This is a genomic window from Shewanella canadensis (assembly GCF_003966225.1).
Classification (GTDB): domain Bacteria; phylum Pseudomonadota; class Gammaproteobacteria; order Enterobacterales; family Shewanellaceae; genus Shewanella; species Shewanella canadensis.
Genome location: NZ_RXNU01000003.1, coordinates 173847 through 199264, shown reverse-complemented (window position 1 = coordinate 199264; position 25418 = coordinate 173847). Strand labels below are relative to the sequence as shown.

29 protein-coding genes and 1 riboswitch are annotated in these 25418 nt (G+C 47.0%); of the genes, 4 read left to right on the top strand and 25 right to left on the bottom strand.

Annotated features, from left to right (window positions below):
* Positions 1–26: 26 nt before the first annotated feature.
* The 4 genes from EKG38_RS07015 to EKG38_RS07000 form a co-directional block, all read right to left on the bottom strand.
* Entirely contained in the window at positions 27–719 is a 693-nt protein-coding gene (locus EKG38_RS07015; RefSeq protein WP_126519573.1) for an aspartate/glutamate racemase family protein, read from the bottom strand.
* Positions 720–826: 107 nt separating this feature from the next.
* Positions 827–1390 carry a phosphodiesterase gene (gene yfcE, locus EKG38_RS07010; protein WP_126519572.1) on the bottom strand — a complete coding sequence of 188 codons (564 nt, stop codon included), beginning with the start codon at positions 1388–1390 and terminating at the stop codon, positions 827–829.
* Between the two features lie 150 nt (positions 1391–1540).
* Complete coding sequence (locus EKG38_RS07005) at positions 1541–2773, bottom strand: iron-containing alcohol dehydrogenase (RefSeq protein ID WP_126519571.1); 1233 nt, start codon at positions 2771–2773, stop codon at positions 1541–1543.
* Between the two features lie 344 nt (positions 2774–3117).
* Positions 3118–4182 carry a M43 family zinc metalloprotease gene (locus EKG38_RS07000; protein ID WP_126519570.1) on the bottom strand — a complete coding sequence of 355 codons (1065 nt, stop codon included), beginning with the start codon at positions 4180–4182 and terminating at the stop codon, positions 3118–3120.
* 78 nt (positions 4183–4260) lie between these two features.
* On the opposite strand from EKG38_RS07000, the gene EKG38_RS25345 reads away from it, so the two are divergent.
* Positions 4261–4383: a hypothetical protein gene (locus tag EKG38_RS25345; RefSeq protein WP_281276985.1), complete on the top strand. Its 123-nt coding sequence runs from the start codon at positions 4261–4263 to the stop codon at positions 4381–4383.
* 142 nt (positions 4384–4525) lie between these two features.
* Here the strand turns inward: EKG38_RS25345 and EKG38_RS06995 are convergent, their stop codons facing one another.
* From EKG38_RS06995 to EKG38_RS06950, 10 genes are all read right to left on the bottom strand, one after another.
* Positions 4526–5590: a Preprotein translocase subunit SecY gene (locus tag EKG38_RS06995; RefSeq protein WP_126519569.1), complete on the bottom strand. Its 1065-nt coding sequence runs from the start codon at positions 5588–5590 to the stop codon at positions 4526–4528.
* Between the two features lie 349 nt (positions 5591–5939).
* Positions 5940–7196 carry an ABC transporter permease gene (locus tag EKG38_RS06990; protein WP_126519568.1) on the bottom strand — a complete coding sequence of 419 codons (1257 nt, stop codon included), beginning with the start codon at positions 7194–7196 and terminating at the stop codon, positions 5940–5942.
* Entirely contained in the window at positions 7193–8455 is a 1263-nt protein-coding gene (locus tag EKG38_RS06985; protein WP_246033111.1) for an efflux RND transporter periplasmic adaptor subunit, read from the bottom strand. The genes EKG38_RS06990 and EKG38_RS06985 overlap by 4 nt, the downstream gene beginning before the upstream one ends.
* The gene (locus EKG38_RS06980; protein WP_126519567.1) at positions 8452–9651 is read right to left on the bottom strand and encodes an efflux RND transporter periplasmic adaptor subunit; all 1200 of its coding nucleotides are present in this window, start codon (positions 9649–9651) and stop codon (positions 8452–8454) included. Before EKG38_RS06980 ends, EKG38_RS06985 begins: the two co-directional genes overlap by 4 nt.
* A complete protein-coding gene (locus EKG38_RS06975) occupies positions 9648–10691 on the bottom strand; it encodes an HlyD family secretion protein (protein ID WP_126519566.1) in 1044 nt (347 codons plus the stop codon). Before EKG38_RS06975 ends, EKG38_RS06980 begins: the two co-directional genes overlap by 4 nt.
* On the bottom strand, positions 10681–11367 hold the full coding sequence (locus tag EKG38_RS06970) for an ABC transporter ATP-binding protein (RefSeq protein ID WP_126519565.1): 687 nt from the start codon (positions 11365–11367) through the stop codon (positions 10681–10683). Before EKG38_RS06970 ends, EKG38_RS06975 begins: the two co-directional genes overlap by 11 nt.
* Positions 11368–11699: 332 nt before the next feature.
* Positions 11700–12086, bottom strand: coding sequence for a hypothetical protein (locus tag EKG38_RS06965; protein WP_126519564.1), 387 nt, complete (start codon positions 12084–12086; stop codon positions 11700–11702).
* A gap of 156 nt (positions 12087–12242) precedes the next feature.
* Positions 12243–12698 carry a hypothetical protein gene (locus tag EKG38_RS06960; RefSeq protein WP_246033110.1) on the bottom strand — a complete coding sequence of 152 codons (456 nt, stop codon included), beginning with the start codon at positions 12696–12698 and terminating at the stop codon, positions 12243–12245.
* 76 nt (positions 12699–12774) lie between these two features.
* Complete coding sequence (locus EKG38_RS06955; protein ID WP_126519563.1) at positions 12775–13374, bottom strand: GNAT family N-acetyltransferase; 600 nt, start codon at positions 13372–13374, stop codon at positions 12775–12777.
* Positions 13375–13476: 102 nt separating this feature from the next.
* Positions 13477–14004 carry a GNAT family N-acetyltransferase gene (locus tag EKG38_RS06950; RefSeq protein WP_126519562.1) on the bottom strand — a complete coding sequence of 176 codons (528 nt, stop codon included), beginning with the start codon at positions 14002–14004 and terminating at the stop codon, positions 13477–13479.
* Between the two features lie 58 nt (positions 14005–14062).
* Here EKG38_RS06950 and EKG38_RS06945 point away from each other — a divergent pair, with 58 nt between their 5' ends.
* Both EKG38_RS06945 and EKG38_RS06940 read left to right on the top strand, forming a co-directional pair.
* Complete coding sequence (locus EKG38_RS06945) at positions 14063–14692, top strand: chemotaxis protein (RefSeq protein WP_126519561.1); 630 nt, start codon at positions 14063–14065, stop codon at positions 14690–14692.
* 75 nt (positions 14693–14767) lie between these two features.
* Positions 14768–15502 carry an oxygen-binding di-iron domain-containing protein gene (locus tag EKG38_RS06940; protein ID WP_126519560.1) on the top strand — a complete coding sequence of 245 codons (735 nt, stop codon included), beginning with the start codon at positions 14768–14770 and terminating at the stop codon, positions 15500–15502.
* Between the two features lie 106 nt (positions 15503–15608).
* Here EKG38_RS06940 and EKG38_RS06935 read toward each other — a convergent pair whose 3' ends face one another.
* From EKG38_RS06935 to hinT, 9 genes are all read right to left on the bottom strand, one after another.
* Entirely contained in the window at positions 15609–16157 is a 549-nt protein-coding gene (locus EKG38_RS06935) for an NAD(P)H nitroreductase (protein WP_126519559.1), read from the bottom strand.
* Positions 16158–16286: 129 nt separating this feature from the next.
* A complete protein-coding gene (locus EKG38_RS06930) occupies positions 16287–16883 on the bottom strand; it encodes an HvfX family Cu-binding RiPP maturation protein (RefSeq protein ID WP_126519558.1) in 597 nt (198 codons plus the stop codon).
* 448 nt (positions 16884–17331) lie between these two features.
* Positions 17332–18357, bottom strand: coding sequence for a phosphotransferase (locus EKG38_RS06925; protein ID WP_126519557.1), 1026 nt, complete (start codon positions 18355–18357; stop codon positions 17332–17334).
* Positions 18358–18502: 145 nt separating this feature from the next.
* Positions 18503–19144 carry a nicotinamide riboside transporter PnuC gene (gene pnuC, locus EKG38_RS06920; RefSeq protein ID WP_126519556.1) on the bottom strand — a complete coding sequence of 214 codons (642 nt, stop codon included), beginning with the start codon at positions 19142–19144 and terminating at the stop codon, positions 18503–18505.
* Positions 19145–19260: 116 nt separating this feature from the next.
* A complete protein-coding gene (locus EKG38_RS06915; protein WP_012143088.1) occupies positions 19261–19521 on the bottom strand; it encodes a hypothetical protein in 261 nt (86 codons plus the stop codon).
* Between the two features lie 94 nt (positions 19522–19615).
* Entirely contained in the window at positions 19616–21811 is a 2196-nt protein-coding gene (locus tag EKG38_RS06910) for a TonB-dependent receptor (protein WP_126519555.1), read from the bottom strand.
* 64 nt (positions 21812–21875) lie between these two features.
* A riboswitch (TPP riboswitch) is annotated at positions 21876–21995 on the bottom strand.
* Positions 21996–22169: 174 nt separating this feature from the next.
* On the bottom strand, positions 22170–22559 hold the full coding sequence (locus tag EKG38_RS06905; protein ID WP_126519554.1) for a YcfL family putative periplasmic lipoprotein: 390 nt from the start codon (positions 22557–22559) through the stop codon (positions 22170–22172).
* A gap of 61 nt (positions 22560–22620) precedes the next feature.
* Entirely contained in the window at positions 22621–23625 is a 1005-nt protein-coding gene (locus EKG38_RS06900) for a PaaI family thioesterase (RefSeq protein ID WP_126519553.1), read from the bottom strand.
* 16 nt (positions 23626–23641) lie between these two features.
* Complete coding sequence (hinT, locus tag EKG38_RS06895) at positions 23642–23998, bottom strand: purine nucleoside phosphoramidase (protein WP_126519552.1); 357 nt, start codon at positions 23996–23998, stop codon at positions 23642–23644.
* A 305-nt stretch (positions 23999–24303) separates the two neighbouring features.
* Between hinT and EKG38_RS06890 the strand changes: the two genes are divergently transcribed.
* A complete protein-coding gene (locus EKG38_RS06890) occupies positions 24304–24717 on the top strand; it encodes a TetR/AcrR family transcriptional regulator (protein ID WP_126519551.1) in 414 nt (137 codons plus the stop codon).
* A 50-nt stretch (positions 24718–24767) separates the two neighbouring features.
* Here the strand turns inward: EKG38_RS06890 and EKG38_RS24900 are convergent, their stop codons facing one another.
* Both EKG38_RS24900 and EKG38_RS06885 read right to left on the bottom strand, forming a co-directional pair.
* Complete coding sequence (locus tag EKG38_RS24900; protein ID WP_185826802.1) at positions 24768–24923, bottom strand: hypothetical protein; 156 nt, start codon at positions 24921–24923, stop codon at positions 24768–24770.
* A 9-nt stretch (positions 24924–24932) separates the two neighbouring features.
* A complete protein-coding gene (locus tag EKG38_RS06885; RefSeq protein ID WP_126519550.1) occupies positions 24933–25286 on the bottom strand; it encodes a hypothetical protein in 354 nt (117 codons plus the stop codon).
* Between the last annotated feature and the right edge of the window lie 132 nt (positions 25287–25418).

Below are 25418 nucleotides of genomic sequence, written 5' to 3'. Positions count from 1 at the left end.
GCCGCAGGCTTTAGATAACTATAAACCTACGACAGCGCCAGCTTAACTGCCGCTTTGGCATGAATATCTGTGGTGTCATAGAGAGGCACTTCGGTGTCTTGCTGAGACACCAACAGCGCTATTTCGGTGCAGCCTAGGATGACCGCTTCGGCTCCCTGTGCTTGTAGGTCTTGAATAATAGCGAGGTAGGCTTCACGAGATGCTGTATTCACCTGCCCCTGACAAAGCTCTTCATAGATGATCTGATGCACGCGCTCTCGTTGTGCGCTATTTGGGATCACCACTTCGATACCGAACCTGTCAGTTAAGCGCCCACGATAGAAGTCCTGCTCCATGGTAAATTGGGTACCCAGCAGGCCAACCTTTTTTACTCCGTCACTGACTAACTGCTCTGCCGTGGCATCGGCGATATGTAGTAGCGGAATAGACACCTTAGCGCAGATCTCATCGGCGACTTTATGCATGGTGTTAGTGCATATCATGAAAAAATCGGCGCCGGCGGCTTCGACCGAAACGGCGGCATCGCTAAGAATATCTGCCGTCTTGCCCCACTCTCCCGAGTGTTGTAGCCGCTCTATCTCGGCAAACTCGACACTCACGAGTGCTATTTTCGCACTGTGTAGCCCACCGAGGTGTTGCTTTACCCCCTCATTGAGGGCCTTGTAGTAACTTAACGTAGACTCCCAACTCATTCCGCCTATCATGCCGATTGTTTTCACTCTTACTCCCTCTTTCTTATCACGAAGCTAAACACAAACAGTGATTAACAAGTAACACAGAAAAAACAATCGAGTCAATGAGTTAATTGATATCGCAGCCGCGATACTTAGTCGAGGTGCACAGAGCAGAGCTCTTTTCCATCGAAGCTCATTACCGATAGGGTGTCGTCCTCAAGTAATCCATAGCTGGCAACATGTCCGCCACGGGGAATGGTCACAGAGCCTGGATTAAATTCGATAAACTCACCCTTGGGTGCGGCGACAGGAAGATGAGTATGACCGGAGGCGATGATATCACCGGGGCACAGGCGGGGATGCTTATGACTGTTACTGCTATCACTGTTAAATAGGTGACCATGGGTCAAAAACAGACGTCGGCCGTTAGGCAGCAGCACTAAGTTATAGTCAGACATGATAGGAAAATCGAGCAGCATCTGGTCGACTTCACTGTCACAGTTTCCTCTTACGGCGATGATTTTATCACCGTATTGGTTCAGCAGTTCTGCAACCTTGATAGGTGCATAGCCCGATGGCAGCGCATTTCTGGGACCGTGATTGAGTATGTCCCCTAATAAGATAAGATGCTCGGCGCCGCTTCGTTCGAACGCGGCGATCATTTGTGAAGTGCTATCGAAGCAGCCATGGAGATCGGAGGCAAAAAAAAGTTTCATAAGAAGTTCACCATAAAAACAGGAACGGCATATTACGCCTATTCAGCATCTTTTTCTATGAGTGAGCTCACCCTCTTCTACGGGCGAGTTCACCAAGGACTATGAGTAAGCTCAGCTATCCGCTGGCCCCTGATAGCTGAGCAGTGCCGGTTAAGCCACCAGCATCTGCTTGATCAGAGATTCACACTGGTCTTGATTCATATATTTTGGCACAGGATAGTTAAAGTGGGCTTCTGTTAACGCCGCCTTGGCTAACTCGGGCACATCTTCAAGCTTCAACACATCGAGCTGTGAAGCGATGCCATACTCTTTGAGCATCTCCTGAATATGCTCGATAAAGCCCTGCCCCAACGCCTCGTCTGTGTCTCCACCTGCGCCAAAACCACAGGCACGTGACAGCTCGGCCAAACGTGGCACTATTTCGGCCTTAGAGTAATTAAGTACATAGGGCAACACGATGGCATTGGCTAAGCCGTGGGGAGTGCCATATTTGGCCCCCAGGTTATGCGAGATGGCGTGGACATAGCCTAAGCTTGCCTTGGTAAATGCCAGACCTGCGTAATAGGAGGCCATAGCCATATTGTGCCGCGCCTTGAGATCGCTGCCATCGAGGACCACTTTTGATAAATTTTGCATGATAAGACGCGTCGCCGCGATTGCATAGGCATCGGTATCGGCAGAGGCATTTTTTGAGATAAAGGCTTCTACGGCATGGGTCAGTGCATCCATGCCTGTCGCGCTCGTCACATGAGCGGGCAACCCCGTCATTAACGACGCGTCCAGCGATGCCATCATGGGAACAAGTTTGGGATCGATGAGAGGTGTCTTTTTGTGGGTGACTGGATCGGAAACCACCGCGGCGATAGTCACCTCCGAACCCGTCCCCGCAGTGGTCGGAATGGCAAACAATGGCGCAGGCGCTTTCCAGACTCTGAAGAGCCCGGTTAGTTTCTTGATCTCCCGGCGATTATTAACCCTGGCGGCGATCACTTTTGCAGCATCTATCGGCGAGCCTCCGCCGACAGCCAGGATGGCATCACAAGCATGGCTTTTATATAGGGCTAAGCCGGACTCTACCTGGGCATAAGTCGGATCGGGCAATACACCATCATAGATGACATATTCAACATCATTGTCCGACAGACTCGTTTGAATCGCATCTAAAAGCCCCAGCTTTATCAGAACAGTGTCGGTGACGATCAACACCCTCTTCATCCCCATCTGAGCCATGGCGTCACACAACTCAAGTGATGAACCGGCACCGGTAAACAGGGTTGGTTTAGGCATTGGAATGACCTTGGCCGCCACCTTTAAAACCTTCATATAGCCCTTGTACGCTATAACCTGAAGACTAAAAATCATGCTTTTAGTGTTGCGTTCCATGGTGACTCTCCCTGACATTAGCGCTTGTCTTAGCCTCAGATACAAGCGCTTGTATTAGCTTCTGATATTAGTCTTTTAACCTGCTTCCGGTATGTTTCGGTAGAAAAATTCGATATTTTTCAATGACCAGCATAAGACAGGTGTCGAGTATCTACTCTAACAGGTTAAACGGAATTGAGAAGTGAAATCGAGCCGTGAGAGCAGCCGTTTGCCGGGAGTAGTGCAGTCGCCTTATTGGAGTTTTATCAGGTCGATACGCTAGTGTTGAAGGGGACTCTTAAAAACCGCATCCTTGCGGTCGAAATTTTCCATAAATTATTTTACTGACAGCATGATGACAAGGTTCAATCGGCGGTGCCGGTCGCCGCCAAGTTAGACGCTGACCATAAGGTTTGACGTGCATTGCTATTTAAGCCATTAACCATGCGGTCGACCTGATCTTGAGTGTAATTAGCATACTGATCCGAATAGGCCATAAAGTTCTGCCAGTTAATCGTCTCACCCAGACAGTTTAAGATCCCACCATCTCCCGGGTTCATCTGCCAACTATTTTGCTGAGGCGTGTCGCAATTCTTATCACCGGTTTTACCGCAACGCTTAGCCGCGCCGCGCTTACATCCACCTTCGAAGGTATGGATCAGATCGAGAAAGTGGCCAAATTCATGGGTTAACACAGAGCGGAAATTCTCATCTGTGTTCGTACCTAAATAAGCCCCATTGTAGGTAACACGGGCCAAACCATCGTCAGACATGCCAGAGTCCGGATACCAGGCGACCCCGGAGTTATTGGTCACACCATCGGCATAGAGATCATTTTGAATATACACGTTCATGTATTTGTAGTTATCCCAATGATCATTCTTCACATCGCTGCTGGAATAGTTACCGGCACCCGAAGATTGCGGATGATAGATGATCCCCGAAGTGGGATTACCGTCGGGATCCAGACTGGCCAGACGAAATTCGACATTCAAGCTGTCTTTAACACCGGTAAACTCAGGATCGATGTCGGCGTAATCCGCAGTCTGACCCCGGAAATCTTCATTGGTTTTATAGAGGGCATCGATGATGACGGCATCATTAACCGTGTCACCATTATGAACCGTGCCATAGACATGAAATACCACAGGAATGACATATCCGGGAGTGTCTGAAATGGCCAACATATCTACAAGACTGCTGCTATCCCCTGACTTGTGACGATTATCCTGCCTAGCCTGTTTAACTGCAGCTATGCTCTCTTGCCGCATTTGAGCTTCCAGTAAGGCATCAGGAAAATTCCTATAATGCTGAGCATTAATTTCTGCAGCTTTACAGTGGTGAGCGGCGAACTCGGGCTGCTTAGCCTGTGCGTATGAAGATGTACCTATCAGCACGGCACAGATCGAGAGGGTCAGTTTATTTATCATATCAATAGTTTCTCTTATTGTTTTTAAACCTGCCTTGTTAAACATTCTGTGAAAATAATTTAAAGCAAGGAGGTATAGATGAGCGCAGTAACCGAGTTCAAGCGACCCGGCACCGCGGTATTGAATGACAGCATTATCTGTTTGCGACCAAATCAGATAAAATATCCAATATTCAATATACAGAACATATGGATTTTGTAAAGTCTGAATAACTGAATTAGCGTTCGATTAATCTGAGAAGGCAGTAAAAATGAAAAGGATATGGAAAGGTGAGAAAGGACGACTCAACCAGCCCAAGTGATCCCAGGCAGCTGGTAAAGTCGTATTATCAATCAATAACTAACTAAGCAATGGACTCGCTCACACCATGCCACTGAAAGTGGTTATTGGGTTTCTTACTGACAATGCCTTCATTAAATAAGCGGCTAAATATCTGATCCACCTCATCGGTAGAGATATTGAGGTATTTACTGACCGCGCGCTTACTGCAATTAACCTGATTTGCAGTTAAGGCATCGATTGCCATTTCATAGGCGCTCTTTGAAATAACTGGCGCAGCAGTGACATCTTCAACTTCGCTGGCATATTGCATCGAACTGGCTTGATGTGGTTTGAAATGACTGAGCAGGTCCGGGGCCTTCAGCTCCGGAATGGAGAAGCCATCAATGGTCATCGGGTTCGTGTGGCGGAACTGGTATCTGAATCGATTTTCTTCACCTATGAGTCCGACGAAGAATGCGGCAAAAAAATCGAGCAGTACCGAGAGAAAAACCACTAAGCTTAATTGGGCCGTCTGAGTCGATACATTCAAGGCGTTGGCCAGACTATCGATCAAGCCAATGACCGAGCCCTGGCTTGTCAGGGGCAAGCTGTCTCGCTCCATCGCTAAGCGCCGCTGTTCGTTCCTGAGTTTATCGTTCTCTTTTTGAATACGCTTAACCCCAGTTGCGATACGCTCCATCTGAATATATTTCTCAGCCGCTACGTTATTAAGCTCGATCTGCTTCTCTATCGAGTCAATCTGCATGTTATAAGCGTTCACTTTGCTCTGATGAACATTCGCATGCTCCTGCGCCTTATTGGTGGCGCTGTTTATTCCGCCTACCGAGCCACCTATTGAGATGGCAGCCAGTACAGCATAGAAGGCTAAAGCAAATATCATCCCACTATAGTTACGCCGAGCCTGACGTTCGCCAACTTCATACCAGGCGAAAAACTTACCCAACTCAAAAATCACTGCAAGCGAGCCAAACATCACCTGCATAAATGGATCGTCATCGATGGATAAAAATAACAACATGGAGAAGACGATTGAGGCGAGGATGGATGCCCCCGTAAAGCTGTAAACGCTCCACATGGCAAAATTCCCTTTCGGGTATCGAACGGCTGGGTTTTCGGTGTAAAACATAACGGACTTCTTTATCGGTGAGCGGCGAGCTCAAAACCTGTCAACGGGATCGTCAGGCAAAAAATGGTGCGTAAGGATATATCAAAAAGCCGGTTACGCCCTTATAAAACATAAGCAACCGAACGCTTTTGCCGGAATTTCAAACGTCAATTCTGTAAGTGTCTAAAAGGTGTTCAGGCTCTGCTTATAAAGCACTCGCTAATCATCAGAAAACTTTATGATTGTGATGGTTTACAGGGATTGAGAGAGTAAACAGAGAAGCGAGGCAGGGTTGGCGGTCTTGAATGATCTTAGCTTGAGTTGAGCTACCCATTATACCGATTGGTATAATGGGTAGCATAAGAGGTTATTAATCTCGTTGCAGGGCGACAATCGGATCTAATCTGGCGGCTTTCTTGGCAGGATACAGACCAAAACCGACACCGATTGTCATGCAGACACCGAGCGCTAGAATGATGGCGAAGGGTGACCAAGCCACAGGCCAGCCGGCAGCAGCCGATATCACCACAGCAAGCAGCAAACCGACACCAATACCTATGATGCCGCCGGTGGCTGAGATGACGATGCTCTCGATTAAGAACTGACGTGCAATATCTTTACGCCTCGCCCCGAGTGCCCGCAACAAACCGATCTCTCCCGTACGCTCCATGATAGTGGCTAACATGATATTCATGATCCCTATGCCACCCACCAATAAAGAGATCCCGGCAACACACGCCATAACGATATTGAAGATCTGCTGAGTCTTTTGGTGCTGCGCCAGCAGATCGGCTGGCACCACGATGTCATAGTCTTTCTCACCGCCATGGCGGCGGTTAATCAGGTGACGCAGACTCTTCGCAGCCAGTGAGGGATCCACATTTTCAGTAATCGACACTTTAAACGAATCCAATTCATCTTCCAGAGACTTAAAGTTCATCTTCTTAAGCGCCGTCGCCAACGGAATAAAGACCTGATTTCGTTCGCCGCCCAGCTTCACGCCCTGTATCTTTGACTTACCACTCTGAGCGTCGGTTAACACGCCAACCACAGTAAACCACTGATGATTTATCTTGATCTCGCTGCCGATAGCTTGCCCCTGAGGAAACAGGCTTCTCGCCGCTTCCGGGCCCAGCACAGCCACTTGGCGGTAATGACTTTCATCCGAACTATCGAAGGCTTTACCACCACTGAGCCTGAGTGCACTGAGCGAGAAGTAACTCGGGGTCACGCCTTTAACTTGTGCATCACTGCGCCCCTCCAGACTAAACAGGCTGAATGTTTTTACCTGCTTCTGGGCACTCCAGTTTTCAACAAATGGCAGAGTATCCTTCGCGCTTTCTACATCTCTGAGACTAAGACCAATGCTGTGTTCACGAATCGACTTAAGCGCCTCTCCATCGGCGGATCTGGCGTTGACGACCAGGTTCCTGACTCCCATGGATTCGATCATCTTAAGGGCTTCACGCTCGGCTCCCTCCCCCACACTCAACATGGCAATGACCGCGCCGACACCGAAAATCATGCCCAGCAGGGTTAATGCTGTGCGAAGCTTATGATGGCGCATCTCATCGAAGGCTTGCTTAATGCCCTCTATGTAGACTCTGCTTTCGTTCAAGAGACTCATACCCGACTCCTTTTAGGCGGCGTTGTCAGGGCGATAACATCTCCTGAGACTAATCCTTCTGTGATGACGGTGCGATTTAAGCTGCGACTACCGGGAGTCACCTGCTGCTTGATAAAACCTTTGCCGGTTTTCAGGTAGACCCAATATTGTCCCTCTTTTTGAAACAGCGCCTGATTGGGCACTGTCACCACATCTTTGAGATTCAGAGAGTGCACCTGCGCCCGCACCTGACGACCCGGCTGCATGATGTCTGCCGAGGTACTATCCAGACTGATGGTAAATTGAAAGTAATTCACCGGGCTGTCTTTCTCTTTCGGCTTAGCTAAAGCGTCGAGCTGCGTCACCTTTCCCATAAACGCTCTGTCCGGATACGCGTCGAGATAGACGGTGGCTTTTTTACCGATAGATAAGCCTGCCGCTTCAGACTCCTGCACGAAGAGTTTGGCTTGCATCACAGATGTATCGGGAAGCAGGCCAATGGGGAAACCAGACCACATCATGTCGCCAACGACCGGAAATGCACCATCCCAGCCCGCTTGATAGACGAAGAGTCCGTCATGGGGAGCGGTGATCTCCATCTGGTTTAGATTGTTTTCGAAACGATTAATTTTTGCCGAGTGCCCTTTCTGCCTGAGCTTAATTAGCTCCTGCTCCGCCTGAGCTTGAGAACCATGCTTATCCAGGCCCCAATCGAAATAGTGCATCTTGGCGACCAGATAGTCTTGATTTCGCATCTGATCGATTATCTCTATCTTAGTGTAGACGCGTTCATCTTCACTGAAATAACGCTCGGCTAACGCCTTCTCCCGGCTCGTCATTTCTGTTCCGGTCGACAGTGTCTGGCTGATGGTCCTGTCTTTCTCTGCCTGTATCTGACTGTCGAAACTGAGCTTATCGAAATCAAACTGCTCCATCTTAAGACGATAAGTCTCACGGGTAGGATCCATACGTGCGACAACGTCCCCCGCTTTAACCGACGTAAAGTTATCCAAGATCCAGGCTAAAGACTGGGGCCCTCTCAGACCCGACGGCACCGTCACCGCGGTCGACTGACTGGCCTCTAACTCACCAACGGCAGGGATCTCGACATTAAAGTCGGAGCGTTGTACATCCATAGTCAACACCCCATCGGTGGCCTGTTGACTGCAGGCAGACAAGCTCAAGAGTCCGATTAAGGCTAATGCCTTAGATAGCTGACCTCTTGTAACCCAACCCGTGGTGCCCATTCCTGTTTGTTTTAGTGTGAATATGGCTATCATGGCAGTAGCACCTCCTGACCCACTTCGAGGCCGGAAGTGATCGACACCAGCTCCTTGCCTATCGCGCCTAATGTGACCCGCTGTTTTGACTCACCAAACAGACCCGGCGTTAATACGTAAGCTTGACCGGCATCATAATGCACCGCATCCAGCGACAGGAGCAGCTGCTCTTTATCGTTGGCGATATCGATCGATATCTTGGCCGTCATCCCCGGACGCATAAGCTCAGTATCCGCTTCATCTATGCTGGCGACGGCATCGAAGATAACCAAAGGGATATCCTGATTTTTATTACGAAAGACGGCGCCTAGTTCGATGATCTTCCCGCTGAAGAGACGATCCGGGTTGGCATCGAGGCGAATTTTTAACACCTGTCCCAACTTAACCCTTCTTGCCTCTACCTCAGGAATCGTCATGTTCACCTGCATATTGTTGAGATCGGGAATACTCAACACCGTGTCTCCCATAAACACAGACTGACCCTCTTTGATCTTATTCCCTTGAGTATCATTACCGTACACCACCATTCCGGCTCTCGGCGCAATCAGAGTCAAAGACGCGATCCCACGTTTGAGCGCATCGACCTCAGAGGCAAATTTTTGCTGGTCTCCCATCAACATCGCTTCTCTCTGTCTGGCGCTCTGGGCCTCGAGATCCAGCTTCTGTTCGGTCAGAACGACTCTATCCTTCGCGATCTCCGCATCTTTTTCATATTTTATTTTGTCGATCGCGGCGACCGTATCGTCAGAGAGTTTGAATTTTCTCTGGGCCTTCTCGAAATTCATCCGGGCTTCGGCAAGTTCGAGTCTCAACTCCTCGAGCCTTTTCGCATTGCGTAACTTAGAGGTTTCAATATCTTGAGTCGTTGCCTCAAGCTTGGCCGTCTTGACCGAGAGACGTTGAGTCTGCTCCGAAGTATCCAGTTGAGCGACCATGTCACCCTGATTAACCTCTGAGCCTTCGGGTGCCAGCTGTTTGACCTGATATTGCCACACCCGGCGTAATGCGGGCGGCATCATGGAGATGGTATCGGCCGAAACGAGCTCACCCGTGACATCGATACTTTGGCTCAATACACCTCGCTCCACGCTGGTCACGGCCGCGCCGCCACAGCCGCTTAGCAATAGTAGAGTGACTGTCGGGACGAGCAGCTTTAGTCGAGTGTGACCCTTGTTACCCATTTTAGAAAACATCATATCTGCCCCGCTGCGGTGACTAATACACTCATTCCGGGGATGATTTTGACTCTCTCATCGGGCTCAAAACGGATCTCCACCTTAAACCAGTTACTACTTCCCCAGGCGACCTGCTTCTGGGCCTGACGGCCAATCAGCTTAATATCACCACTAAAACTGATATCAGATTGCGAATCTAATCGTAATGTCACGGGATGTCCGATAGCGATCTTATCGACATCAACCTCATTCACCCACGCCACAACCTCTAACTCCTCCATGGCGGGTAAGCTGGCTATCAGCCTGCCTATCTGAACGGTATCGCCCACCGCATACTTCTTTTGCGACCAGGGGTCGCTACCATAAAGCAGCGGGCCTTTTATCTCGGCTTTCAGCGCTAACTGCTCTAAACCATTTAAGGCTTGTGCCAACTCGAGGTTTGCACGACTTTTATCTATGGCCAGCTGGGCATTACTCGCCATCTGCTTATCTAATACCTCTTTGAGGGATTGCTTAGCCTTAGCTAACTCACTTTTTGCCTTCATTAAATTAAACTGGTTTTCGGCATAATCTTTGGCAGCGATATAATCGGCGGGAACACCGGCATCGAGCTGACTCTTCTCAAGCTCGGATACTTTCTGTTTAAGATCAAATTTGGCCTGTAATACGCTCGAGGTCAGATCGATAGACTGACTCTGCTCTTGAGCCGTCACCCGCAGCAGACTGGCCTCTAACTGTTCAATTTGATTAGCGAGCTGACTCTTATCGAAGATGACTACGGTTTCACCGGGCTTGGCTATCGAGCCTTCGGGCAACATCCATTGAATTTGATAGCGCCAGGCATCGCCTGCTTTGGGCACCATAAAGGATTGTGATTTCACCGATGAGATCTTACCTGTCAATAACAAGCGCTCAGCAACTGACGGTTTGTTCGAGCTAAGGTTCGAGCTCAGGCCGGGGGCTTCACTCGCTGCGCCTATAGGGGAAAAAGGCAGCAAAAGAGCGGCCATCAACATGGTCTGACACCAGTTTACTCCCTTGGCATTACGGTTAAGCCGCATACTCACCTCGCTCCTCTATCTCGACAATATGACCATCACGCATACGGATCACCCGCTGCGCATAGGCGGCAACCTCCTCTTCATGAGTCACCAGGATTATGGTTTGCCCGGCTTTATGCAGCTCGGTAAACAGAGCCATTATCTCAACCGATGTCTTGCTGTCTAATGCCCCGGTCGGTTCATCTGCAAGTAAGATTGCGGGGCGATTAACTAACGAGCGCGCGATGGCGACTCGCTGCCTTTGGCCACCGGATAACTGGTTTGGACGGTGCTCTTGTCTGGTACCGAGTCCCACCCGAGTTAACAACTCACTGGCATAGGTGCGGTCATCATTTGGAGGGTTAGAAAAACGCAGGGGCAACAAGACATTTTGTAGTGCGGTCATCCTAGGTAAAAGGTGAAAACTTTGAAAGACGAAGCCTATCTCCTTATTACGCACCGCCGATAAGGCATCATCGTCAAGGCTCGCAACCTCTTGTTGGTTTAGCTGATAACTCCCTTCAGTGGGTTTATCCAAACAACCTATGATATTCATCAATGTCGATTTACCCGAACCTGATGGGCCCATAATCGCGACAAACTCATTTTTATTGATGGTAAAATCGACCCCATTGAGGGCAAAAACAGAGGTCTCTCCCATCCGGTATTCTTTTTTTAATCCGCTCACTTTTATCATAAGAATCTCTTACTAACGCTCATGTTTAGCTCTACAAAAAATGGAATACAGCTCATCACTTTGCGGCTCAGTGTTGCACCTGCAAAATTGAATACCAGCCCGACCCAATTTCGACCTAAAATAGCCATAGGAGTTCAGGACAAATTGATAATGTCAGCGTTTTATATAGCGAGTCATGACAGGTATCTGCGCAACAGATTGACAGATAGGTGAATGAAATAGCAATTGAATTTAATTAATTTGCAATTAGTTAAGAATGACTCTCAACTAACTGCAACAAATGCGGAAATAACGTTAGAAAGGTTAATCATGTTGGTCGAAAAGGTGAATAATTAGAGGTAGACCCCCATCAGAGTCATCGTCGCGATCCCCAAAAATAACACCCACTGAAAAAGGTGTCTAAATGGCGTCTTTATATCGCTGACAAAGGCAATATAGATCTGCCAGATAGCAAATATGCCAAAGTTTAATGCCACAAACAAGACAAGGCTAAAGCCCTGCATATTTGACACTAATTCGAAGCCACATGAAGCGAGCACTAACGTTGATAAAACAAGAAAAACTGACACATAATGGAACACACAATGTAATACCGCTTTAGCCACAGGCTCAAACTGAGCATTCAGCATAGGCGTTAAAAAATGTTTAACGCCATAGGTGAAATGGCCTACGCAGGTAATAAGTCCCATACCTGCAGCAGCTATAAAATATAGATTCATGGAAATTATCTAACCTTCCCTTCGCTCATTAATCGGTTGACCTTGCCTAATAGACAGGAGAGTGGATCTAAATCTTTCAAATAAATTCTCACCTTCAGGCAAATAAGCTCATTCTTAATAAACTGAGTCGGTTTGAAAACAGGAAACTGAAGGATATTACATGGTCGCCATGGTCCAATAATCGAGTCGTTGTTGTGGGTCGGCGAGCAGAGACTTACATCTGTCTTTATATTTTCCCATCAAGCCCCCTAAACTTTTACTATTGGGCAATGATGCCAGCTGCTTTTCTTTGACACTCGAGAGTGTATTAGCGACTTGCTCTTTACTCTGATATTTCTCAGCTAACGCTATCGCATCCAGTGAAGACTGCAACAAACGCTCACCGACGACTTTCATCTGTGGGGCATTCATCTGAGAGATCGCATTCGAGCTAATTTGATAATAAGACGCACACTCGAGCACTTCATGATTAAACGCAATTTCAGCCTCTGAAGCCTCTGGGGCTGCTGCGGCGGCTGGCAGGTGAACCGACAGAGAGAGAGAAAGTACGAGCACAATATTTTTGACTCTATGCTTATTGGAGATGGATAGATGAGGTACAGAAGTCAGCATTTGAGATCCCTTGGTTTTTATTGTTTTAAATAATTGATAGCTTTTATTGATAGTACTTATGGATAGTACTTATTGATCACACGTGATATTTCTGCATCCTGAACTTCAAATTCTGTTTTACCGCGGCCCACTCACGATCAATAATCGAATAGACCACGGTATCCCTGACGGTACCGTCACTCAGTAATTTATGGTTTCTCAGTACACCATCTTGTTTGGCCCCGAGACGGGTGATGGCCTCTCTCGAGGCTTGATTATGCCAGTGGGTTCTAAACTCCACCGCCATGACATCCAGCGTTTCAAAAGCATACTCCAGCATTAACAGCTTGGCCTCGGTGTTCGCAGAAGTTCTTTGTGCACGCTTGGCATACCAGGTATAACCAATTTCCAAACGCCTGTTTGCCTGATCCCAATTGCAGATCCGCGTCGAGCCGATGATCTCACCGGAAAGTTTATCCCGTACGGCAAAGGCTAATGCTTCTCCTTTTTTCTCCGCGGCTAATGCCGTTTCGATATACTCTTTCATCTCATCGGGATGAGGGGCGCTCGTGTACCATAACTGCCAAAGCTCTCCGTCTGAGACCGCCAGAGAAAGCGCGGGAATATGCTCTAAACTCAAAGGTTCGAGCAGGATATGTTCTCCGGATAAACACTCAGCATGAACTTCACTTTTCACAACACTCTCCCTGTTTCGATTAGGCAAAAATCAAAAAAACTGAGTTAAAAAAACAACAACTTTGATTTATATCAATAAAGTTAACACAATTGCCGACTGACTTCACCAGTCAATAGTGACTCCATAGATGAGTACTTCCGAGTTATCCTCCTCCCAGACTCTTGTCTCTTTATAAGACATACCCACTTTTTCTAACACCGAAATCGATGCCTCGTTACCGGGACTCACTATACCCAGCACCCGCCTGAGCCCTAGTACTTTACAATGAAGGAGTACGGCTTTAGCTGACTCTAGCGCAAAGCCTTTCCCCCAAAACGCAGGCAAGAGTGCATAGCCTAGATCGGGACTGTCAAACAGTGGTCTTTTCACTAAGCCGGAGAGGCCTATCGGTTCACCACTCTCTTTTAGCTCAACGAGGTAAAGTCCGAAACCATTCTGATGATAGCTGGCCAGTGGGCCATCGAGTAGATAGGTTTCAGCCTGTAAAAGGTCCCTGACTCCTCTATCACCAATATTCTCAAGAAACCCCTGAGTATTGAGTAAACTCAAAATAAAATCTGCATCTGCGATCTCTACATGACGCAGAATTAACCTGGATGTTTCCAATACAATCAAATGAATTTCCAACATATTGACATGAAATAATTAGACTATACTTTGTTCAGTCAAGCAGAGGAAGCAGCGAACTATGTCAAGGAAACGAACTCAAGTCAGCCAATATTACGTCATTGCAGCCGTTGTTGCTGCCGAACTCAACCATACATTAACCTATTGTAAACAGATTAACCTGACCGCCAGCAATGCCCAGGCTGCATCATCCCGGGTCGGTAATGCCGCATTAGGGTTTAAGGCCTTAACCGGTTTCATCGATGATCTAGCCTGTTACACGATGAAGGCCGCGACTGACATTAACAATCTGGCTCACAAGGCCAGTAAGTTAGCTGCCGATACCGCTAGAGCGGCGACAGCACTTAAGCACTTTGAGAAAGCGAAGAAAAATGCTCGAGAGGCAAAATTTGCATCGACCATCGCACCTGCCGTCGAGAAGACCTCAAAAAATTATCAACAACTGCAACATTCATTTCAGCATCTCATCAACCAAATGGAGGTGCAGCTCCATGAATTAAAGAGAAACCTAAGAACCGCCAATATCCTCGCATCCATATGCAGAATTGAGGCGTGTCGGGTCGATGTCGCCAATCAGGCAACCTTTAACGATGTTGCCAATCGCGTCGACAATGTTGCCAACCTTATCCGGCAACGAGTCGATAATGCCATCGCACTTTTCGATGGTTCATGCGGACAAGAAGCCGCATAAACTAAGTTCATACACTAAATTCATACACTCAATATTCAACTCGATTTCAGTCACACAGACAGGGAAGCACAATAGATGAAGAGTCAGCTTATCGTTGAAACACCCACTCATAAATGGATCTACTTTGGCCGGGATCCGGAAAAGTCGGAAAAAATCATAGATACAAATCAGTACATGATAGTCACCGACAAGAAAGCCCTGTTGATGGATCCGGGGGGAGTCGAGTTATTTGCGCCCATGTTAGCCAATATCGTAAAACATATTCCGCTCGAACAACTCACCCACCTCTTTGCTTCCCATCAGGACCCTGACATCATCTCATCCCTCGGACTCTGGGATCAGACGCTGCCCGGCGCAAAGCTCTATTCGCCATGGCTTTGGGAGAGCTTTATCAGACATTTTGGCATGAGTAATATCAGCTACGAGCCTATACCCGATGAGGGAAGTCGTTTAATGTTGGATCAAGTAGAAATACATTTTATCCCCGCACACTATCTGCACTCCTCCGGAAATATGAATGTTTATGATCCGGCAGCCAGGATTTTGATGTGTGGTGACATTGGTGCCGCGCTGGAAGATCACGATGTCGATATTTTCGTCGATGACTTCGAGGCCCATACCAAGAAGATGAAATTCTTCCATCAACGCTGGATGCCCTCAAACAGTGCAAAAAATGAGTGGATACAAAGAGTCAGAAAGCTCGACATCGACTTTATGTGCCCTCAGCATGGACGCATATTCAGAGGGGAACAAGTCGCTCAGTTTCTGGATTGGTTTGAACAGCTGGATGTTGGGAAAGCGGGCTCTTAACGCGATACAACACCAATTATTATCAATAAAAACGCCCGGTTTATGAGAATCAATCGGGCATTTTTATTGACTAATTATCCGTCGATATCAGTCGTGAAATAACAGATCAGAGATAGCGAACAAAATGTGCCCCCTCTCGACTCGCTTTTATCGGTGCCTTCAGTGCGGGAGTCCCCAGATACAGGAAGCCGACAATTGTCTCACTCCCCTCGAGGCCCAGCGCTTGATGAACATGCTCATCGTATGCCATATCGCCGGTACGCCATATTCCGCCAAGCCCTTGAGCAAACGCCGCTTGTTGCATGGCCATCGTCGCGCAGCCCGCTGCAAGTAGCTGCTCAAGCTCAGGCACCTTAGGGTGTGGTTTTGGTTTAGCTACCACCACTATTACCATAGGCGCACGTAGTGGCATCCCTTTCACCTTACCTTGCAGGGTCTCATCCCCCCCGTTTTTTATCACGGCATTGAGGAAGGCCTCACCCAGTCGGGATAAACCTTCTCCCTCGGCGATGATGAACTCCCAAGGCGAGAGGCCCCCATGATCGGGAACCCTCACGGCCGCATCCAAAATGTTTTTTAATTGAGTCTCATCGGGACCAGGTTCAACAAGACGAGGAGATGACTGTCGGGTTAGCAGTAATTTTATGGCGTCCAAGATGCAGTCCTTGTTATACCGATTGGTATCGGTTATCTATTTAAAAACAGAATAACAAAGGTTTAAACGTAAATCCCACCAAAATGGTGGGATTTACAAAAATGTTATCAAGACAGAGGAAAAGCAGGTTTAATTTCTCTTATTAAAATACCTGTCGACATAATAATCCAGGCTGGTGTAACGTCCTCCTCCCATAAAGAGTAGCGCCATCAACATAATGAGATAGGTAATTGCAAACTCAATCCCGTTATTTAGCACCACGAAATTTCCCGAGCTCGTCAGCCACTCATAGTTACCATTTTCCTGTAACAGCTCTCTGGCTTTAGCCAATTTATCTCCCGCTGCGAGAACCTGCTCGTTGGCAAGCCAGGAGTTAACATCTGCGATGGCCAACCAACCATTATCCCAGTGAACCGAAAGTGCGGCGACTAACATAGTGACCATTAAAGGAATAGAGATAAGGCGTGTGGCTAACCCCAAGATCAGGAGTCCTCCCCCAAAAAGTTCGGTACCGGCAGCGAGTCCCACCATCACCTCAGGCATAGGCAAGCCAAGTCCCCAATCAGGATTACCAAACCAGGCGGCTGTATCACTGAAATGCGATAACTTGTTGTATCCAGCCTGCATCAACACCGGCGCAAGATAGAGTCTAAGCGCCAGAGGAGCCAGACCTTCAACGTATTGAAGTAACCCTAAAAACTTTTGATATATTTTAACTAGTGGCATCGCTAATCCTTTTTATCACTACTGTCACAATAGACCATCATGGAGAGGAATAACTTTCATCAGGATTTAACTTTATGTCAACATTGTTAAAATAACTAATATAATACCAGTTTTATTAAATATGTTATCAATTCAGAGTCACTCAGACTTTTCAATTCAAGGCGCATTGATGAAAGAATGGTTATTCCCTTGTAAGTCAATGCAACACAGAAGTGGGAAGTCTGAGATACTCCCACAGGGCGGGTTTCAAAGCCCTGCATGCTACGTTTGATGCTTTTGATATAGAATAGCTATTAGCTTCAATCATCCGCCTTGCCTTCAGCGCTTTGAATTCCCGCTGAATGAATAGATATTTATTGAAATTGGTATAATTACAATATTGACCGAAAATGTAATCCCAGGTGAATAGGATTATGGCTCTTGCTTGTGCAAGAATTCCGGTTCGGATTCAGCCTATGAGAGCAACAAAATCGTCGAAACAATCCAGGTACTCCTGGGAACTATGAGGGTTCCCCCCGGTGTCGTTATTTTGAGTGACACAGGCCATATCGCTACTGTCGGCCGCCATCAACAGAGACCAGCAAGCGGCAAAGACCCAATAGATGTTTATTGCATCTGGCAGTGCCGCCTTCGCATCGGAGGTTAAGTTGGGGTGACCGTCCAGATAGCCCTCTATCAAATAATGACGCTGTGCAGTGGAAAGTGCATGGGTCGACAGGACGCCCGCAAGATCGAACAGAGGATGAGAGCTGCATGCATACTCAAAATCGATACAGTACAGCTTCCCCTCTTTATACAGTAGATTATGGGGGTTAAGATCCCTGTGACTGTATTGGTCTGAGCGCGAACAGGCATTGAGTTGTTCAAGCCAGATAATAATATCATCCTCTAATGCCAACAATTCCAGGTGACTCATTTGCCATTGAACCGCCAGATCCGCATTGGGGTGAGTCGACAGCTTAGCTGCGATAAGCGCCAGTTTATCGCGGTAGTTCTGCCACTGCTTAGTAACACCCATAATATTTTCAGGTATTGGTAAGCGAGAAATTTCTCTTAAAAAGGGTAACAACAGGGCTTCAGCATCAGGCCATTGGGTCGATTCATCGATCAAAGGGTGCGCTGGTTTTGCCGTTAATAAGCTGCCCCATGGTGTTTCAGGGGCTTGCTGAATATATTCGCTAAGGTAATAAGCATGATCTTGACTGACGAAATAGAGCTTTGGTGCTAACCCCTGCTTTGCGGCAATGTTCCAATTTCTCACTTCAGATTGACGATCACAGAGTTGGCTGCTCGCCGATGAGTTGACCCTGAGAACCCAATTTCGCTCACCGTCATTAATGAGATAGTTTTGATTACTCAAGCCATGAGCGAGAGGCGTCACATCATTTGCGGAAGTAAAATTTAACCCCACGTGCTTAATCTCATCGATAACCGATGCTGGCAGCACTGCAAGGAGGCGCTTTTCTGGTTTCATGGTTTATTCATCTTCTCACGCTCCAGGCAATCACGCCCCTCACTGCAAACTGCCATCATAATGACTCAGGTTAAAGCCAATCAATAAAGCTCTTTAATTAAGACGACTAAATAAGACGCTTTAATAAGAAGCCTGATAAAACGGTCTAATAAGAGAGTGCTTGGTTCTGCTCACGCATCGTCGATTTCCATAAAAAGTATCCCCCGATAGCCATACCGACATAGAGGATAAATAATAATGACGTTAGCATCAGCCCTTTTTGTAAATACAGATAGATAGAAGCGAGATCTATGATGACCCAGTATAGCCAATTCTCTAACACTTTCTTGGCCACCAGGTAGGTCGTCATGACAGCGAAGCAGGTCGTTGCCGCATCGAGATAAGGGTAAGAAGCCTGAGTATGGTTAGACATCAGGTAACCGACCACACCTGAGATTGCCGCCGTCACAAAGATGATCTGAGTATGACGGGTAAGGTTCCAGGAGATAACCGTACTGCCATGCTCATCCTGTTTTCCCTTGGACCATTGCTGAAAACCATATACGGCCATCGCCATATAGTAGACGTTCAGCACCGACTCCATCAGCAGTGACACCTTCCAAAAAAGAGCCGTGTAGATGGCGGTACTTAAAAATGCGGCAAACCAGCACCATATACTGCCTTTCATCGCAAGAACTAAATATGCAGCCGCCAGAACGACCGCGACGCCCTCCCACGCAGTCAAGGCGTTTGCCTCAACTAAAGCACCACCGATCGTATTCAACAATGCAGCCCAAAAATCTGTCATTACCCTATCCGCTTTCTATTTTCTGATCTCAGCTAAAAAATAAACTCACATCTACCGATTAAAACACATCGGCATAGCCGTGAGTTTATGAGGCTATGTTGTCAGGAAGTTTCTCGTTATTCGCTGTGAGAAAGATCCAACTCACCACCAATAAACTTACACACAAATACAGCCTTGCCCCACTTCTCGTGAGCCGCTTGCATCTCGACAGCAAGCATAGACATCACATCGCTGTACTCACCGCAGACCTGAGTGGCCATCGCATTGGTTTTACGCTCGATATTTGAATAACTATCGACCCGACCGATAAACCATCTGATCGGATCCAGGTAGTTATCTTGTAAAGGGTAACAGCTTATCTCAGCAGTTAATTTCATTTCATCGACCTCAGGCAGCCTCTTTAATAATAAGAGAGCCGCCACAATTAAATTAAAAAATACTATATAATCTAGTGGTTAAAATTAGACAGACTTACATGAATTTGACGTTAACGGTCAGCCCTAACTGGCGCGGATCCCCATAACGAATATATTGCTTATCAGCCCAATCTTGGTCCGGCTCATTCCCGAAATAGAAACCGCGGGTGCCATACTGTTCATCAAACAAGTTACGCCCCCACAGATAGGCAGACCAGAGATCGGTCTCATACCCCATACGTGCATTAAAGATAGTATAGGCATCAGACTTAGACTCGTTGCTGTCTGAATAGTAGAAATCACTCTTTCCACTGGTCGTCAGGTTAGCGAACCAACCTGAATCGGTGCGATAGGTCGCTCCGGCGCTGTAGGTAAAGTTAGGAGAGTGAGCGAGTTCACGGCCCGACAGGTCGACGGTTCCGCCATACTTATCCTGATACTGATAGTCACCATAGGCGGTTTCAAGCCAGCCCAGAGTGGCATAAAGCTTTAGATTATCAGTCGCGTACCAGTTCCCCTCTAACTCGGCGCCATAATTGTGCGAGCTTCCTGCATTTTCTGTATATAAGATAAATTTCTGTGGCTCATCAGGGTTCTGCTGTGAGGCCGACACCTGCTGATCACGTCTGTCCATATAGAAAAATGACAGGTTGGTTGACGCCTGCCCCTCTAACCAGTTGGATTTAAGTCCGATTTCATAGTTATACAGGGTCTCGGTATCGTATTCTTTCTTGTCCGACAGCTCGGCTGGCAGCGACATATTAAAACCACCCGCTTTATAACCTCGCGCGACTCTGACATAGGCCTGCTGAGTATGACTCAAGGTCTTGCTCAGAGCGATATGTCCTCCCCACATCGTTTCACTCGGGTTAAACGCATCGCCGGCACTGTCACTATACTCACTGTCACGGCTTTCGACTCTGGCACCAACAGAAAGGGAGTAATCATTGCCTAAGTCTGAGTCTATTTGAGCAAAGACGGCCAGGTTTTCAGCGTCATATTCCGCCGTTAATGGATCTTCCCAGCCGTTATAGATCTCTAACGTATCGTTATCTTCATCGAGTTTCATGCCATAGAGCCCCACTAACCAGTCGGTACTCCCGGCAAAAATTCGCCCGGCTTCGGTTGAGCTCAGTCTGAACTCCTGGCTGACGGTTTTGCGTTCACCCTCTTTATTCCAGGTGTAATCATACTGGCAAGCCTCACCATAACAGGTCAGATCCCCCCAATAATCCGGGTTGGCCCAATCGCCATCATAACCATGATGATGCTGAGTTTGCGCATAGGATGTCAATGAGACGAGTTCGAATGACTCTGCCCCGGAATAGGTCATCTTCAGCGAGCTACCAGTGGTGCGCTGTTTATCGATACCGGGCTCATCGGTGAGCGTATCGAAGCCATTGTTATCCAATGTCCAGGCGTCGTAGCCATTATTATAATCGGCATGAAGCAGGGTAAGGTCGAGCTCAAGATGGTCGGTCGCATACCAACGTAATTTGGCACGTCCGGTAAACTCATCACGCCCATTGGTATCATCCAAGCCCAGATAGAGGTTGTCTCTATAACCATTTTGTTTATGTTGCTGCAAAGATACCCGATAGAGTAACTTACCCGAATCGGTCAATGGACCCGAGCTAAAGCCACTGAATGTAGTGAGGTCATCATCACCCATCGACACTTCGGCGCCATGCTCGAAGACATCGGTAGGATCATTACTCTTAAGGTAGATTAAACCCGCTAGAGCGTTAGCACCATAACGTGTTCCTTGAGGGCCGCGAAGCACTTCAACCTGTTGAAGATCATACATGCTGGAGATCATGCCAAGACCGGACATGTCGATATCATCGATGATGTATCCCACCGAAGAGTTAGGTGCTCCCTGATACTCCTCCTGCTCTCCGACACCACGGATCTGGAAGTATTTAGGTCTCGAACTTCCACCGGACCAGTTGAAGTTAGCAATCGAGTTGAGCACCTCTTCAAAATGCTGAGCCCCCTCATCCTCAATCTGCTGTTGATCGATAACGGTAATACTCGACGGCATTTTGTCTAACGAAGCGCCTCTGAAATCAGAGGTAACCACAATCACTTCCATATCATCGGAGGCGGTAGGTTCATTGGCTGGTTCTGCAGAAAAGGCATAGCCGCTGGTCAATGCCGTAGAGATGGCAAGTGCGACTGGTGATACGCGTTTTAACGTATCAGATTTAAAACTAAGTGATTTAAAAGTAAATGGTTTAAAAATAGACATAGGACCCCAAATTAATATTTTGAGATCCGGCAACTGGAAAAGCGAGAAAGGTTGTACAAATACAATTGTACTTTTGGCCCATTCCTACGCCGGTATTAGCCGGATCAGGTTCAAAGGGTTTGTCTTATGACATCTCAGACACGGCACTAACATTATCAGCACGGCATCACCCCTTGGCGCCGGCAAGTATACATGAGATAAACAAGTAATTGACATACTTATGTCATCATTAAGTGAATTTTCATAAAAAAACGTCAGCGATGCTGACGTTTTTTGTAAAATAGGAAGCGACATTAACATGATGCTAACCGATTAAAGCACCCGATTAGCACACCTGAATGAGCGCGAAAAAGGAGGCTTAATTAGAGAAAGCTTTTCTCACGTAGAGCTCATACCTTATCGCATTGGCATTCGGGGCAAGCGCCGTCACCTGCATGCGTTGTTTTCCGTGGAGTTTTAATGATTTCCAGGCACTCGCTTCATCTTCTAAGGTAAACCCGCTGGCATCATACCAGGTGAACTTATATTGAAGACGCAGATCGGTGGCAACCTTACTCTGTATGATCCCCGAGCCCTGCAGTAGGTCACCCTGCTGACGAGCCTGTATCTTATCGACACTCACTTCACTAGCAAAGCTTCGGTTGTCGACTCTTACCTCACCGGTCGAGCTTCCCATGATACCTGAGGTATGTGGGGCACAGGCGGTGAGTACAAGCGCTGCGGCAAATGCCAATACTGTTTTTTTCATCGTAAATTTTCTCTCTGTCACAGAAGCAATACGGCTCCAATCAAAGTTATCTGTTTTGAAATTAATCAATCAAGAAGTGTGCCCGCGCCGTAGCGATAAGCTTCTTCCTGCTTGTCTGCCAACAATCGATGCTAACGTTAGCCACCCTGCGACCCTGTCGCGTGATTTTACATTCGGCAAACGTATCTTTATGGTAACCAGCCCTTAAATAATCGATAGAAAAATCAACAACCTTAGGGACTTTTGAGGTATTCATAAATACCATCAACTGAACAATCGCTGACATCTCCATAAATCCGGCAATCACGCCACCATGAATAGCAGGCAGGGTCGGGTTACCGATATTGTCATCCTTTGCGGGTAACCTGAACACCAACTCATCACCGAAACGCTCGACAGCCATACCGATAAAGTTGGTATAGGGAACATGCGCTAACAGATGACTGAAGTCATTGAGCTCGGTGGCCTGCTTAACTATCTCCTTTACGTCTAACAAGGCTGAACGTTCGGGAGTGTGTGTTTCGTTCTGGCTTTGAGATTGTGCCTGAAGCGAAACATTCCTAGGCTGCTCACTTGTCTTGCCCAGCAACGCCTGGCGAAAATTATCGCCTATCATCTCAGGACTTATCCGCATAAATGAACCGACGGCATGAGCAATCGGATCATCGATAGAATCTTGGTACGCGATAGCACGCGTAAAGGCCACACTCGACGATATTTTATAGCACTCGGCAAAACCATACACAGGCTTATTGGGCTGTGCCGGTTTCATGTAATCGACCCGCAAATCCAGAGTCGGTGATAGCTCTAAACTCTGATAGTGATCATAGATAGAACAGACTACGGCACTGCCACTCGCCGTATCCATCAAGGTTGTGATCACACCACCATGGATAACGCCGGTATCGGGATAACCAATCAATTCACTGCTATAGGGCAGCTCTATCAATACATGGTGCTCACTCGCCTCATGCACGGTCAGATTGAGACGACGACACTGCGCAAGTTGATCGACGAAACGAGTCGCAATTTGCGTTAAGGGGAAAAACTCAGGATTAACCTTCATGACTCCGTACTCACCATTATCTGTCAGGATTCAACATACGGCCTAAAGGCTCACCGCCAAGCAGATGCATATGTATATGAAACACCTCCTGTCCGGCATGTTTATTACAGTTCATAATCAAGCGGTAGCCATCTTCTGCGATCCCCTCCTCCGCGGCTAACTTAGCAGCAACAGTCACCATGCGGCCCAACGCTTTCTCATCTGATGCTTTAACTTCATTCACGCTTGGAATTAGATGGTTAGGTATAATTAAGATGTGGCTCGGTGCTTGTGCACTGATATCACGAAAAGCGGTGACTAAATCATCCTGAAACAAGATATCTGCAGGGATTTCACGACGAATAATTTTACTGAATATGGTTTCTTCGGCCACTATAATGTCCTCGACTCGATGGGAATAATAGAAGTATACCTATATTTAAGGATTTATGATCAATAGCACACTAGATTCATCTTTCTTAAAATAATCCACTTAGTATATGCGAATCCAGGATTTGGTATTATATCTGACTGAACTTGCTGGCTAAACGAACAATTAATTACAATCAACGACAACCGAACCCACGAAAACAACAGCGATTAAACAAGAAAACAACAGTTACACAATTGTGTATACATATATATTGACAAGGGTTCTGGATAGGCATTTAATGGATAAAATTTTTCCGGGATAACACCATGCTGACCGCCAAAGAAACCGCATTACTTAATGCCGCCACCGATCTGATTAGAGAACATGGAATGATAGCACTGAACATGTCAGATGTTCATAAGAAGGCTGGGTATTCACGAGCGGCTCAATATCAATCCTTCAGTGATAAAAACTCTCTGCTTGCCGCACTATGCATGCGTGAGCTGGTGCAAAATACATGTGCGATTGAAGAGCAAAGATATAAAGAATTAACCGGTGATTTTACCGTTGTATTGCGCCCTGTTGTCTACAACTACCTGAAACTGGCCGATAGACTCATGATAGACTCCGCCTTTGAGCAGATGTTCAAAGCTGTACAAAATCTGCCTGATGTTGAAGAGTTCTCTTTCCTCAAGCAAGGGTTTGACTTCTTAAATACAGAGAGAGTTCAAAAGGCCTAGTACCAACATCTCTGGGCGCAGTTTGAAACTCGCCCATTTATCTCTAAGTATCAAGTTAGCAGAGCTAATATGCCCCATAGGGAATCTTGATCGCCATAGATGGTCAGTAGTGTAAATCCACCACCCATAGTCAAAATAGCCAATGAAATCGTGAGCAGCGTATCGAGAGTCCCGAGATTACGCGTAAACTCATTGGTACTTTTCATCACCGTACCCTAGGCTTTAATCAAGTAAACAGTGCCATCTTTCTCATACACATTACTGACTTCATTACCCTCACCCAGTACAACAACCTGCTGTCCCTTTTCAGTTACCGCATTACCCGCAGCATCCAAAATGATGGCAATTCCCAAAGCCGTTAACATAGGAGAATGATAAGAGCGATAATGGCGATGAGTCTTAGGAACAACAATCACGGCCCCTCTTTTTACACGTTTAGGGCTCACATATTGACATTTAACCCCACCCGCCCGTTCACAGCCGACTGTCGCGGCATTAGATTCAAAAGAAACGGTGGTGCCAAAATATAATATCAGCATGCTAAAAATAGCCGTTAGTGACTTAACCATCTTAAAAACCTCAACTTAAACGGTGAATATTTACCCTAAGAGTAAATAAGAGTGTGCAAGTATACACAACAAGTACACAACTGTATAGTCACGCAACTATTCACTAGTAACTCCCGCCATTTAATATTGCTT